This is a genomic window from Vagococcus fluvialis bH819 (assembly GCF_900163795.1).
Taxonomy (GTDB): domain Bacteria; phylum Bacillota; class Bacilli; order Lactobacillales; family Vagococcaceae; genus Vagococcus; species Vagococcus fluvialis_A.
The window spans coordinates 183,871-196,985 of the sequence record NZ_FWFD01000007.1 but is presented as its reverse complement, the minus strand read 5'-3'; the positions used below and the strand labels follow the sequence as shown (position 1 = coordinate 196,985).

Sequence of the window (13,115 nt, the reverse complement as noted above, 5' to 3'; positions counted from 1 at the left end):
TTGCTTCAAAAATAGTTTTATGTTACAAATATTAAAGTTTTATTACATCTATCGTAATAAAGTGTTTTTAAGTAAAAAAAAACCAAAAATAGACCTTGAGCATATTGTTATATGGTCGTTCTATCTTTGTTTTCCTATTAATAAAGGGTTATGGACAATATTTCATTTCCCTTTTTATTTGTAAACATAAAACCTTCTGCAACTAATCATTTTAACGCCTTACACTTCTTTTGTCAACAAAAAAAAGCCAGATCCCCATCTGGCTTCCTCCCCATTAATCCTTGCCTTCGTATCAACTCTCATTTCAACGTGACATCCATTTAAAGAGCCCGACTCTTTAAATGACAGGACTATAGTTCCTAGTTTTATCTTAAAGTAATTAATACTTCCTGCTAACTAGACAAGAAAACCTTCTTATCTCAGGAAATTTCTTAGAAAATGATATTTATATAATAATTAAAGAACACCGTTAAAAACATCGTCCCTTATATGCGTTAACATCCCCATACCGATTGTTTAAAACTCTTTAAAAAATATTTTACAAATAACACATTTTGAAAGAAAATCTTTTAAACAAAATCTTAAAAGACAAAAAATTTCCATAATATAAAACACTTAATCGGAACTGCACTTATTATTATATAGTATAGTCTCTCAAATTGTTACCACTTTTTACTTATCCATAAGTATTTTTTGGATACATCGTTTTAATTAAACATTTTTCACAATAATTAAATAACGAAGTTCACAATCTGGGTCATCTTTTTTAATAGACAAATTCTGTTTTAATTTATTACAAAATGTTAATTAAACTGTTTTAATTTATTAGCGTTTTCAAAAAAATATGTTTTAATCTATAGACAAAAAACACGTTTGTGAAATTATGTTAATTCAAAATCAACCTTTGTATTACGTATCACAAATATTTTTTATTTTATCATTTTTTAATAAAGCTTTTATTATGTGCAAAGTAACCGAAAATAAGCCATTATGGACAACTTTTCTCTAAAAGGTAAAAAAAGACATCTATTGTAAATTTATACTTCACAATAGATAATCTCATTCTTTTATTCTTTTTCACTAACTATAATGAAATAGCCTTTTTCTTTTTTAACAATTTCTGCGTTACCAAACACTTCTTCCATTTTTGCTTTAGCACTTGGTGCCCCTTGTTTTTTCTGGATAACAATCGTTAATGTCCCACCCTTAACTAATTTTTCGTGAGATCCCGAAATAATTGTATGAACTACTTCTTTCCCAGCTCTAATAGGCGGATTACTTACGATAGCTGCAAATTGATTATTTTCAACACTCTCGTAAATAAACGACGTATAAATTGTCACATGATCAATTTTGTTTAACTCAGCATTTTCTTTAGCAAGTTCAACTGCTCGCTCATTGACATCAACCATCTCCACTGCTCTGCCTGTATCAGATGCTAAAGACAACCCGATTGGCCCATAACCGCAACCAACGTCAAGAATAGCTCCCTCGGGCAAGTTATCTGCTGTAAACGTCTCGATTAGGACACGTGAACCAAAATCAACCGTCCCTTTTGAGAAAACATTACTATCTGTCATAAAAGTATATGTTTTACCTTTCAGCGGAAAAGTCCATTGTTTGCGATTATGCGCAACTTCTGGTTGGTTTGTATAGTAATGATTATTCATCCCTTTTCACCTCTTCTTTTATTTTTAATTCTTGATTAATTAATCTACCAAGTAAGTCATACCCTGATTTTGAAAAATGTAAGCCATCTTTTTGCAGAAAATCAGCTGTCCCTTCTTGCATAGTATAAAGTAATTCAATGAATGGTATCTTATAATTTGCCGCCAATTCTTTTGCTGCCCGATTGTACAACTCCAACTGATCTAGCGCTCGTTCTGACTGATACATTGTCTGGTTACAGAATGGTGCACCCAATAATATAATCTTTTCAGAACCAATTCTTTCTATAATTAAAATTAAATTAGCTATATATTCTTCTATTGAGACACCTATCACATTAGACACATCATTGGCACCAAAAAATACAACCACTACTTCTGGTGAATATTTTAATACATGATCTTCTAACCTAATTAAAGCGCCCCTTGTCGTATCTCCTGGAATACCCGCATTTATTACGTCATATCCCTTAAAATCAGCTTCTATACGCTCATTTAACCTGAAATCCGTTACGCCATCTTCATAGCCTGCTGTGATACTATCACCTAATAATATGATTTTTTTCATGTTTCAACCCTCACCGTTTCTATCTATGGAAGCATTTATGATATAATCATTAAGACTTTAACATCATAGCATGAATTAAGGAGTTGTAAATATGTTTATTGAATTACCAAAAACAAAAAAATGTCGTGAATCTAGAGTGATTCAAACCCATCGTGTTTTTCCAAATGATTTGAATTCTTTTGGTGCGTTATACGGTGGAAAACTGATGTCTTTTATCGATGACACAACCTCGATAGCTGCCTCTAGACACTGTAGACGACCAACGATGACTGCTTCAACAGATAAATTAGATTTTTTACATCCAATCTATGAGAACCACTCAGTCTGTGTTGAAGCTTACGTTTCAGGAACAGGAAAAAAATCGATGGAAATCTTTACCAAAGTTTTAGGTGAAGACCTAGCAACTGGTGAGCGTTACTTAGCTGCTACTTGTTTTATGACTTTTGTCATTGTAGAATCAGAATACAATTTTCAAGGCGTTCCGACAGTAATTCCCGAAACAAATGAAGAAAAAATGATCCATCAAGGATATGAAAAAAGAAGAGAACTACGTATGAAGGAACTAGAGCATAGTAAGGATTTAGCCAATCATATCTCTCTGACTAACCCTTGGATGGACGAGGTTAATATAGGAGAATAGCTATGGATGACATAACAAACTACTATCAACTAACCAGACAAGAGTGGCAAGGCTTTTATCGAAATGGTATTGCCCCATTGACTGATGAAGAATTACAACAAATCAAAAGTTTTAACGATCAAATATCACTACAAGATGTTCTTGATATCTATATTCCTTTAACACATTTGATTCATATCTATATGAAAGAATATGAGTCTCTTCATTTGAGTAAAGGCTTGTTTATGCAAGAATTTGTCCCTTCCACCCCTTTTATCATTGGCGTGGCTGGAAGTGTAGCTGTTGGTAAAAGTACCACTGCCCGTCTTTTACAAATGATGCTCTCAAGAACGTTTAAACGACGTAACGTTCAACTTATTACGACTGATGGTTTTCTATACCCTACTGATGAATTAAAAAAACGAGGGATTTTAGATAAAAAAGGGTTCCCTGAAAGTTACGATATGGAACGCTTACTTACCTTTTTAAATGCTGTTAAAAACGGTGAGGATAATCTACAAATACCTATGTATTCTCATGAAGTTTACGATATTATTCCTGATGAATTCGAAACGATTACACAGCCAGATATCTTAATTGTTGAAGGAATTAACGTGTTACAACTTCCTGCCAATCAACAAATCTACATTAGTGACTTTTTCGATTTCTCAATTTATGTAGATGCTGATAGTAAATTAATCGAATCTTGGTACTTAGAACGCTTTGAGGCATTATTAAACCTTGCAAAAGATGACAAAACTAATTATTATTATGAATATGCGAATGGACCTAGAGAAGAGGCTATTAATTTTGCTAAACAAGTGTGGCAAGATGTTAACCAAAAAAACTTGGAAGACTTTATCTTACCCACACGAAGTCGAGCAGATGTTGTCTTGCATAAGTCAGACAATCATACCATTGATAAAATCTCCTTGAGGAAATTCTAGATTAGAAAAACAAATAAAAAGAAAGATAGGGTGAAGCAAGTGACAAACACGTCCGATTTTAAAGACATGGAAAAAATCATTGTTTTGGATTTTGGTAGTCAATACAATCAGTTAATTACACGCCGAATTAGAGAGTTTGGAGTTTTCTCTGAATTAATGAGCCATAAAATCACAATTGAAGAAATTAAGGAAATCGCTCCTAAAGGAATCATCTTTTCAGGTGGACCAAACAGCGTTTATGATGAAAGTAGTTTTTCAATCGACCCTGCTATCTTTGATTTAGGTATTCCTATTTTAGGTATCTGTTATGGTATGCAACTAATGACTCACAAATTAGGTGGTGTTGTTAAAAGTGCTGGCGCTCCTGAATACGGAAAAGCCATGTTAGATATTACAAATTCATCTACTAAATTATTCAAAGATTTACCTGAGCATCATCAAGTATGGATGAGCCACGGTGATTTAGTTACTGAAGTTCCAAAAGGTTTTGAAGTTGTCGCAACAAGCGCAAGCTGCCCTATTTCTGCTATGGAAAATCAAGAAAAAGGTCTTTACGCTGTTCAGTTCCATCCAGAAGTTCGTCATTCTGAACATGGTAACGATGTGTTACGCCACTTTGCTTTTGATATTTGTGGTGCTACAGGTAATTGGTCAATGGAAAACTTCATTGATGTAGAAATCAAAAAAATCCGCGAACAAGTTGGGGATAAAAAAGTCTTACTTGCCCTTTCTGGTGGTGTGGATTCTAGTGTTGTTGGCGTTCTTTTACAAAAAGCAATTGGTGATCAATTAACATGTATCTTCGTTGATCACGGTTTACTACGTAAAGATGAGGGCGATCAAGTAATGGATAGCCTTAGTGGTAAATTTGGCTTAAACATTATTCGTGTAAATGCTAAAAAACGTTTCTTAGATAAATTGGCGGGTGTTTCTGATCCTGAACAAAAACGTAAAATTATCGGTAACGAATTTATCTATTTATTCGATGATGAAGCCGCTAAATTAGACGGCATCAAATTCTTAGCTCAAGGTACTCTTTATACTGATGTTATCGAAAGTGGTACTGACACTGCTGAAGTGATCAAATCACATCATAACGTAGGCGGACTCCCTGAGGATATGGCCTTTAAGTTAATCGAACCTTTAAATACGTTATTCAAAGATGAAGTGCGTGAATTAGGGATTGAACTTGGTATGCCAGAAGCATTAGTATGGCGTCAACCATTCCCAGGACCTGGATTAGGTATCCGTGTTCTTGGTGAAATTACTGAAGAAAAATTAGAAATTGTTCGCGAAAGTGACGCTATCTTACGTGAAGAGATCGCTAACGCTGGTCTTGACCGCGATATTTGGCAATACTTCACTGTTCTTCCTGGTATGCGTTCTGTTGGTGTTATGGGAGATAGTCGTACGTATGATTACACTGTTGGTCTACGTGCCATTACATCAATTGATGGGATGACTGCTGACTTTGCTCGTATTGATTGGGACTTATTACAAAAAATCTCAGTTCGTATTGTAAATGAAGTGGATCATGTTAATCGTATCGTGTATGACATTACGAGTAAACCACCTGCTACTGTTGAGTGGGAATAAAGAGCTAATATAATATGAATGGGGAATGCCTATTTAACAGCATTTATGGGCATGTAAAACGGGCAAAAATGACTTAGTTTAATATGGTTCCCTGCCAAAAACCCTGCCAAGAAAATTCTTAGCAGGGTTTTACTTTTACATAAATTCTTTTTAAAACCATTACACTAGTAACTAAAACAGCTAATGGAATAAAAAAGCGATCTCTATAATTGAAAATAAATATTGTAGATATCTAGTTTTTCCTTCTTTTTTATGATAAACGAATTATATAAAAATCTATTTTATCTTTTAGATTTGGTTTCATCTTATAAGATTGTCTAAATCCTCATTCAGACATTAAAAAATACGAATCTAAAAACCAAAACAAAATTATTAGAATCTACGCAATCAAAAAGAAAATATTACTAGAATCTGTAAATGCTAAAGCAAATAACCCAATAACTAATGTAACTGATCAATCTTTCAGCAAAAAAGAATTATTTGCCATACAATTTATAATACCTAGTATCATTTCTTATCTTCCGTAAATCACACTTGCTTATCTTTATTAATTAGGTCTATTTCATCATTAATAATATCACAATTTACCTTGTTATAAGGCAACTCAAAATCGTCATTCAATAAATCCATGTACATAATTTTTTTAGCACTTTCTACACAGTAATCCAATTCAAATTTAATCCACGATGATTTGATTCTATCTTTTTTCATAGAGTTTTCACTTCTAATAAACAATAATTCTTTTGATTGTCTAAGTCTATATTTTAATACTTCTTTAGTGAAATCACTAACGTATTTTCTCTTTAAAAAATCGCTATCACTTGACCAATCAAAATAACAAGAATAACCTTTTCTATTTAAGATACTTACAACTTTTTTCACAACCTCTTTATCTTTATAACTATGAGAAATAAAGATATCAAACTTTTTTTTACTCTGAACCGTTCCATCTTCTAACCTTTTAACCAAGTCTTCAGGCTTCATATTAAATTCACTTACTTCAGTCATATAGTCTTTTTGTTTTCCTTTAAATTTTTTTCTTAGTTTCACATAATTACCACTATCTTGAAGATGTTTGAATGCAATATTCCTCACTTGATCATTTTTCTCAGAATCATTCAATTTATAAAAAAATTCCAATGAACGCGGACAATTGTATTTTTTCATTTCATTTACAATTTCAATCTTTTCTTCTGTACTAATACCTTTTTGATGATAAGATGCTATTAATATTTCAATAAAATCAGGAGTCACTTCTTGAGTTAACTCATTATATTTATCAAGTTTGTCTTTTTGATTTTTTATTTTATTTAATCTTTTATTTTTTAAAGATTGATAATTTCTATCTCTCTCTTCTTGATTAAAATTAGACTTATGCTTTTCTTTGGCTCCTTTACTTATTATATTTTTAACCTTAGCATGACTAAAAAAAAATTGCTCAGGTTCAACTGATTTATATCTCTTCTTTTTGCCATTTGATTTTAAAAAATCATCCTTTGCTCTGTGTTGACTATCTCTTTGAATAATTTTATTCCATTCTGTAGGATAAAATTCTTTATAGTATTCCAACAACAAGTTTCTATTGTATTCATAAGGCAAGACCTTTGCTATTTGTTTTAATTGTTGTGTCATTTCTTTCTGTATTCGCATTGTCTCTCCGACATATTTTCTTTGTGTTTTTCCAGGCATTTATTATTCTCCTAACATTTTTTAATAACAAATCAATCTATTATTTCTCTCTCATTCCTTACATATGTTAACAAACAATTTCTTAGTATCTATTTCGGTGAAGTTTTGTGGTAATAAAGAATTAATTTAATATAATTTTTCAACAAAACCCTACCAAGAAAATTCTTAGCAGGGTTTACTTTTTTAGTTCACTGGATTATTTAATACTGTCCTACTTAAATCTTGAGTAGTCAACTTATCTCCTTGTTTAAAATTAACATTACTCATACGGATAGAAAGATTTTGATCAAATATAATATTTTCCATACTCATTTCTTTCCCCGTAATTACAGACATTGGCATAATCCAACATTCTTTCGAAATTTTAAACCTTCTCATAAATTCTCTTCTATTAATTGAGTTATTAATTTCTGGCATCCATCTATATCTTGAAATTGTTGCTAGCAAAACTTGCTCTAGATTTAAATTAGCGGTTTCGGATCTCTCCAATGCTTTATCTACATTAGGACCTATATGAACAAAGTATCCATTCCCATTGTTTACATCTGAATCTTTATATATCCAGCTATCTTTAGGAAATGGTGGTTCAATGAAATCCACAGTTATATAATCATCAGAGCTCTGTCCTATAACGTTTTCTTTCCAAGACTTAAATATCTCTTGTCCTTCTTTATAATCATTAAAAAACAATCCCATTATAGCATCATTACTGTCTTTCGGAAATAAATAAACTATTCCCTTCCATTCCGCCTTATCCCATTTTTCCATGTCTATTGGACTAGAAAAAAACATGAATTTTTGTTCTTTTTCTTCCAAAGGTCTCAATTCACCTAAAGATGGTTTTTTATTTTTTTTAACTCCTCGTAATCGCCAATACAATTTATCAAAATCTAATCCGTCACTGACATTGTAAAATGTAAATGGTTTTAATGGAGTTAAAACAAATTCTTTATCACTCTCTGATAAAAAAACTGGAATTATTTTATCATTTTTTGAGTTTTGATCGTACAAATGCTGATACAGTATATTTACTTCCCAATTTATCCCATTTCCTAATTCATTCTCATCATAAATTTTTTTATAATACGATTGGTCATTTACAACCAAAATAAAATCAGATTTTTTTATCTCATTCTCCATCCATCTTGGCCATCCTTCTACGGGAGATTCTTCATAGAGATCAATATTAGCATCAATGCCTTGATTCCTCAATTTATTAGCAAATTGCAATATTCTCCTTTCATATTCTTCCCCTTGGTGACTATATGAAATAAATACTTTTGGATGTTCTGTTTTCTCCATATCTAAGTCTACCTCAATTTCTTATACGCTTCTTCTATTGCATGGTTAGGATTAGAAAGTAAATTACTCACACTTGTAACATATGGATTTGAGTTATTCATAATAAGTTCTGTGACCTCATTAGGCGAATACTTGTTATCTACAATCAATGAATCATCAATTGCCATTACAATACCATTCGGTTGAGATTGTTTTCCATTTCTTGTTTGCCTTTTTGTTGCATACTTAATCTCCCACTTTACCCAAGAACTTAATGTAACGTTAGGACTAATAATAACAATCATAACAGACGTAGGGAAGATCATATCGGCCAAATTCCCCTTTATCGTCTCTACTTTTAAAGTTCCCATATCCGGACTATCAGCTGTTTCTCCGTGGTAATAAGTAGCATCTTTTCCCAATCTTTTAATTATTTCATCTCTAGTCCATCTTGATTCTGAATATTTATAAGAAATAAATGTTCTTCTTGCCATCCTCTTACCTACTTTCTATTTTTTTAGTTCTAATATAATCGATTCAATTAAATTCCCAATTATTTCATTGTCTGAAATTTCACATTGATCTAATTTATCAATCATTTCTATTACTCTTTGATTACCATGATACTCATTGATATTACTTTTCATCGTTTCATATATTTTTTTACTCACTCCACCCGAACAACCAACTGGTACAATTTTACAACCTAACTCATGGGCTATTTCAAATTCTTCAAGCATTCCTTTTGACTCAACCTCAACACCATTTTTATCTTTTTTTGTTCCAAAAATAAAAATTGCGATTCCAGCATCAGCTATCATTTTCTTTCTATAAATTGTCCAATTTTTAGCAGAATATTCTCCTTGTGGAAAAGGGTATAACTTCAAAGTATCATCAAATTTCAACCACCTATTTTCCGTGACTTTATCTAATACGTTATTAATTATTAGAGATCCAATTCCTAAACCATATCCTGAAATAATCTTATTTTTACTATCATCAATTAGCCTAGGAACTATAGTATTCACTAGGTCGGAACATTTTTTTTCATTTTCTTCAATGCTTGCTCCTGAAATAAATATGTTATTCATATTCACTTTCGATTTTATTATTTGCAAAATATTAGGTATATCTTTATTATATGAATTAATTTCAACTGCATATATTCTATACCTTTTTAAATCTTTAATCTTTAATTTCTGCTTCGTCTTCCTTAACTCAAATGACTCAACTGATTCATTTTCTTTTCTTATAACTTTTTCAATAAAAAAATAATGCTTCGGTTTATTTTGACCAATTAAAGATCTTATTCTAGCAAGTATATATTCTAAATTCGGATCCTCAAAACTAAATCCAATAAATAAAAATTTTTTTTCTACTAAATCACCTTTCAAAGCCGTTGTATAAACTAAATGAGTATCATTATAAGTTTCATAATCATCTTTAGTTATAATAGCTTTCTCGGGCGTATCTTTATCCCCATGCATTTTATATAATATTACATCTGTTTTATATCTAGATGAGTTCAACGAAAAATCTTCAGGGCTTTTTTTTACTAACACATTCTTATATTCTAATTTAAAGGCCTTTTCTATTAAGTTATCGTAATTTGTTGTCCATATAGTATCTATAGGTAATTTACTAAGTATTTTTTGAGTTTCATTAATTTCTAATCCTGCTCTAGGAGAAAAACTCTCCATTATTAATTCTGATAACTCTGTCCTTGAATCTTCTTGGTTAACGTAATACTGTGCTAAAGTAATCAGATCAACATATTTATCATTAGATAAACCTAAATTTTCCGCTACATCTTTAAGTAAATCTGGCCATCCCATTGCACCAGAAGGAATGGATAGCCCTGCACCAGCAAAAATTGCAGCGTTTCCATTTCTCAACGATTTACTATAATCTTCAATAAATTTCTGTATGTCACGCGAATATTCTTTTTTATTTATCATTTTTTACCACCTTCCTATTATTCTATTGCTACTTTCATCAATTCCAATCATTCTTTCCAAACTACTTAGCAATAAATTATTATTGTTGACTCTATCTTCATTATACACTTGAATAATATATTTTTCTCTATGACTATAAAAACATCCTAACTCCCATGCACACCACGGTCTTACCCCTTGATACCCCTGTGTTCTTAAATCTCTATTTAAACTTGGTAAAAATAATAATTGTTCACTATTATCCAATTCAGTTCTTAGCAGACTCTTTAAATATCTTCCGTCATTAATTTTATTATTATGCATCCAATCCATATACAAGTACAAATTATTACTATAAAAATATTGAAATAACGCATATGTATATAAATAATCATCATAGCTATATGATAAGAATATTTGAGTCATCCCCCTTTTGGGTTCATTTGTCTCACTAAGACCATCATTAATATTTATCTGTAATTTATTAAATTGTATATTCGACCACGAAATTATTATTTTTAATAGTTTATTAAAAAAATACTTATTACTAATTTTTATTTCTTCTCCTCTCATTTTCGAATAATTTTTTTCTAAATTCGAGAAATCAAAATCTTTATATTCTTCTTTCACTTTTGTTAAACTTTTTTCAAATGTAAAGATTATTTCACTATCTTCGTACTTAGGATAAATAAACAAATTATCACTAAATACTTCTTCGATTCCAACAAGTAGTTGATAGTTAATTTGATACAATTTAGCTAAAGTTTCATTATTAACATTTCTTCTATTCATAAAATCAAATAAAAACAGTCTTGTCATTTTTTCAGCATCATCCACTTATAATCCGTCCTTATTCTTTAACTTCTCTCAAAAACAATAATAATTTTCTTACTACTTCTTCTTTCTTTGTTGGAGAATATTCATCAAGATATTGTAAAAATTCATTTATTATACTTATCTCACTTTCAATAAAATCACTAAAAAAGAACCCTACATTTATTTCTAATGCATTTAGTACTCTCTCTAAAGTAGGAACAGTTAAATTAAACCTTCCATTCTCTAATTTATTTATATATTTAGGGTCTAATCCCGCCAACTCTGAAAGCCTTTCTTGACTTAATCCTTGTTCAATTCTAAGTTTTTTTATCTTTTTTATTACTTCACTGTTTAGATCAACCATAAACTCACCTCGATAATTGTATTATCTCAATCGTAGGTTTGTTAAGTATAAATAGTAAGTTGCAAATAATGATATATACACTTGAACAAGGTTCACTTCAGCGATATAAATATATTATAGTATATTTTAGGAGGAGTTAATATGATTGCTAAGAAAAAAATAGTTATGTTATTTTCAATGTTTTATGTACTACTGATTGGAGGGTGTTCCTTAAAAGAACGGCCAAAAACTCTTACAGAGTATATCTCAAATAAAACATTTACTTTTCAATTAATTGATAATAATGGAAAAACTGCAAATAATGAATATGGTATAATTCATTTTTCTGATAATGGAAAGTATTTTTATAACACTAGTAGTAGTGGTATAAAAAAAGCTACTGAAAAATTTGATGACCTAACAGATGAAAAAGGTGGTTTATCTCAAAGAGAAGAACAAGTTAATGATAGTTTCAACTACACTGTTATCGACGATACTATACTACTAAGTAGAGGAATTGGAAAGAATGGAATTGGTAAAAATTTATATAATTTAACAATAAATGATGATGAAAGTTTAACTGGTGAGTGGGGATCATTCATAGCTATGTCAAGTTCAACAGGATTTATTGATTGTAAAGTAGTTCTAAAAGAAAAATAAGATACTCTGTAATCTTTTTGTAATATAAAAAATAGAAAACACTCATCATTTTTGAGTGTTTTTTTGTTGCTATCACTGAAATTAAATAACAAAAATTATAATTTATAATTATAATTATAATAAAACATTGTTATATCAATATTACTAATACATAACAATGTTAGATAAAGTCTTTTAAAAAAAAAAAATTATGTATTATAAACTTAATTGATGGCCATCAATAAAAAAATATTTTTAATAAAGTCAGGAGAAAAAATAATGAAAAAATTATCATCATTTTTAGAATTCAACACTTCAAATTTTTTAAAAGAAAAAGAACTGGTATTTATTAGTAAGACGGATTGGACAGATTTTGACACAAAAGAGTTTTTGGGAATTAAATATAAAGTTCTAATCAAATCAGATAGAACTCAGTATGGATTGGACTCAAATAGAAAAGAAATAGTCGCAATCAATCAAGGAGAATCTATTGATGTAAAAGTTGATAAAAGTCAAAAAGAAGAACATTTTGAAATGTTTGAACCTGTAATATTAATAAATCCCTCAGGTGTGGTGTTTGGTGAGTTTAAAAATCAGCTTATTTTAAGTTGTGATTCTATTCAAAGAGAAGAAAATAATACTCAAAAAAAAGTTGTGATTAACACAAAGGAGGTAATCTAAATGCTTAGATCTTTATACGATGATAACCCTAATTTAGTAACAGTTCTTGATATTCTGAGTCAAATGAAGCAAGAAGCGAAAGAGAAGAAAATGTACTTTTCTAATGATGCTATTGTCGATGCATTTCATTTTTTGCTAGAGACGTATGGTAATCCTGTTTACATCTCAGAGCAAGGACAGCTTTATTGGAGCATTCTCAACAAAATTGAAAATGTTGAGGATTTAGAGCAAGATTTTGAAAATTAATTAAAGTTAAGTGAAAATCTATGTTGTCTTTTCTATTAGTGAAGAACAAAAAAGAATTTTTTGTGATGATCGTTGAAAAGATAACA

The 13,115-nt window shown here is 30.2% G+C and carries 14 protein-coding genes; 6 read left to right on the top strand and 8 right to left on the bottom strand.

Features of this window, described 5'->3' with window-relative positions:
* Positions 1-1,067: 1,067 nt before the first annotated feature.
* Both FM121_RS03665 and FM121_RS03660 read right to left on the bottom strand, forming a co-directional pair.
* Positions 1,068-1,670, bottom strand: coding sequence for a class I SAM-dependent methyltransferase (locus FM121_RS03665; RefSeq protein ID WP_086950799.1), 603 nt, complete (start codon positions 1,668-1,670; stop codon positions 1,068-1,070).
* Positions 1,663-2,235 (bottom strand): SGNH/GDSL hydrolase family protein, encoded by a 573-nt coding sequence (locus FM121_RS03660; RefSeq protein WP_086950798.1) that lies wholly within the window; start codon positions 2,233-2,235, stop codon positions 1,663-1,665. Before FM121_RS03660 ends, FM121_RS03665 begins: the two co-directional genes overlap by 8 nt.
* Before the next feature lie 91 nt (positions 2,236-2,326).
* On the opposite strand from FM121_RS03660, the gene FM121_RS03655 reads away from it, so the two are divergent.
* The 3 genes from FM121_RS03655 to guaA all read left to right on the top strand — a co-directional run bounded on the left by FM121_RS03655 (position 2,327) and on the right by guaA (position 5,397).
* Positions 2,327-2,875, top strand: coding sequence for an acyl-CoA thioesterase (locus FM121_RS03655; protein ID WP_086950797.1), 549 nt, complete (start codon positions 2,327-2,329; stop codon positions 2,873-2,875).
* Between the two features lie 2 nt (positions 2,876-2,877).
* Positions 2,878-3,801, top strand: a complete 924-nt coding sequence (gene coaA / locus FM121_RS03650) for a type I pantothenate kinase (RefSeq protein WP_086950796.1) — start codon at positions 2,878-2,880, stop codon at positions 3,799-3,801.
* 66 nt (positions 3,802-3,867) lie between these two features.
* Positions 3,868-5,397, top strand: coding sequence for a glutamine-hydrolyzing GMP synthase (guaA, locus tag FM121_RS03645; protein WP_373385068.1), 1,530 nt, complete (start codon positions 3,868-3,870; stop codon positions 5,395-5,397).
* A gap of 528 nt (positions 5,398-5,925) precedes the next feature.
* Here guaA and FM121_RS03640 read toward each other — a convergent pair.
* The 6 genes from FM121_RS03640 to FM121_RS03615 form a co-directional block, all read right to left on the bottom strand.
* Positions 5,926-7,086 carry a TIR domain-containing protein gene (locus tag FM121_RS03640; protein WP_086950794.1) on the bottom strand — a complete coding sequence of 387 codons (1,161 nt, stop codon included), beginning with the start codon at positions 7,084-7,086 and terminating at the stop codon, positions 5,926-5,928.
* 183 nt (positions 7,087-7,269) lie between these two features.
* Positions 7,270-8,388, bottom strand: a complete 1,119-nt coding sequence (locus FM121_RS03635; protein ID WP_086950793.1) for an SEFIR domain-containing protein — start codon at positions 8,386-8,388, stop codon at positions 7,270-7,272.
* Positions 8,389-8,396: 8 nt separating this feature from the next.
* Complete coding sequence (locus tag FM121_RS03630; protein WP_086950792.1) at positions 8,397-8,861, bottom strand: TIR domain-containing protein; 465 nt, start codon at positions 8,859-8,861, stop codon at positions 8,397-8,399.
* A gap of 15 nt (positions 8,862-8,876) precedes the next feature.
* Entirely contained in the window at positions 8,877-10,325 is a 1,449-nt protein-coding gene (locus FM121_RS03625; protein WP_086950791.1) for an SIR2 family protein, read from the bottom strand.
* 3 nt (positions 10,326-10,328) lie between these two features.
* The gene (locus FM121_RS03620) at positions 10,329-11,141 is read right to left on the bottom strand and encodes a hypothetical protein (RefSeq protein ID WP_086950790.1); all 813 of its coding nucleotides are present in this window, start codon (positions 11,139-11,141) and stop codon (positions 10,329-10,331) included.
* A 13-nt stretch (positions 11,142-11,154) separates the two neighbouring features.
* Positions 11,155-11,484: a helix-turn-helix domain-containing protein gene (locus tag FM121_RS03615; RefSeq protein WP_086950789.1), complete on the bottom strand. Its 330-nt coding sequence runs from the start codon at positions 11,482-11,484 to the stop codon at positions 11,155-11,157.
* Positions 11,485-11,625: 141 nt separating this feature from the next.
* Here FM121_RS03615 and FM121_RS03610 point away from each other — a divergent pair, with 141 nt between their 5' ends.
* From FM121_RS03610 to FM121_RS03600, 3 genes are all read left to right on the top strand, one after another.
* Positions 11,626-12,123 carry a hypothetical protein gene (locus tag FM121_RS03610; protein WP_086950788.1) on the top strand — a complete coding sequence of 166 codons (498 nt, stop codon included), beginning with the start codon at positions 11,626-11,628 and terminating at the stop codon, positions 12,121-12,123.
* A 258-nt stretch (positions 12,124-12,381) separates the two neighbouring features.
* Positions 12,382-12,783: a hypothetical protein gene (locus tag FM121_RS03605; protein ID WP_086950787.1), complete on the top strand. Its 402-nt coding sequence runs from the start codon at positions 12,382-12,384 to the stop codon at positions 12,781-12,783.
* A complete protein-coding gene (locus FM121_RS03600) occupies positions 12,784-13,029 on the top strand; it encodes a hypothetical protein (RefSeq protein WP_086950786.1) in 246 nt (81 codons plus the stop codon).
* The last annotated feature ends 86 nt before the right edge of the window (positions 13,030-13,115 follow it).

Excerpts from the sequence above, each read along its gene's own strand:
- FM121_RS03665 (WP_086950799.1), bottom strand. The coding sequence starts at position 1,670 with ATGAATAATCATTACTATACAAACCAACCAGAAGTTGCGCATAATCGC.
- FM121_RS03660 (WP_086950798.1), bottom strand. The coding sequence starts at position 2,235 with ATGAAAAAAATCATATTATTAGGTGATAGTATCACAGCAGGCTATGAA.
- FM121_RS03655 (WP_086950797.1), top strand. The coding sequence starts at position 2,327 with ATGTTTATTGAATTACCAAAAACAAAAAAATGTCGTGAATCTAGAGTG.
- coaA (WP_086950796.1), top strand. The coding sequence starts at position 2,878 with ATGGATGACATAACAAACTACTATCAACTAACCAGACAAGAGTGGCAA.
- guaA (WP_373385068.1), top strand. The coding sequence starts at position 3,868 with ATGGAAAAAATCATTGTTTTGGATTTTGGTAGTCAATACAATCAGTTA.
- FM121_RS03640 (WP_086950794.1), bottom strand. The coding sequence starts at position 7,086 with ATGCCTGGAAAAACACAAAGAAAATATGTCGGAGAGACAATGCGAATA.
- FM121_RS03635 (WP_086950793.1), bottom strand. The coding sequence starts at position 8,388 with ATGGAGAAAACAGAACATCCAAAAGTATTTATTTCATATAGTCACCAA.
- FM121_RS03630 (WP_086950792.1), bottom strand. The coding sequence starts at position 8,861 with ATGGCAAGAAGAACATTTATTTCTTATAAATATTCAGAATCAAGATGG.
- FM121_RS03625 (WP_086950791.1), bottom strand. The coding sequence starts at position 10,325 with ATGATAAATAAAAAAGAATATTCGCGTGACATACAGAAATTTATTGAA.
- FM121_RS03615 (WP_086950789.1), bottom strand. The coding sequence starts at position 11,484 with ATGGTTGATCTAAACAGTGAAGTAATAAAAAAGATAAAAAAACTTAGA.
- FM121_RS03610 (WP_086950788.1), top strand. The coding sequence starts at position 11,626 with ATGATTGCTAAGAAAAAAATAGTTATGTTATTTTCAATGTTTTATGTA.
- FM121_RS03605 (WP_086950787.1), top strand. The coding sequence starts at position 12,382 with ATGAAAAAATTATCATCATTTTTAGAATTCAACACTTCAAATTTTTTA.
- FM121_RS03600 (WP_086950786.1), top strand. The coding sequence starts at position 12,784 with ATGCTTAGATCTTTATACGATGATAACCCTAATTTAGTAACAGTTCTT.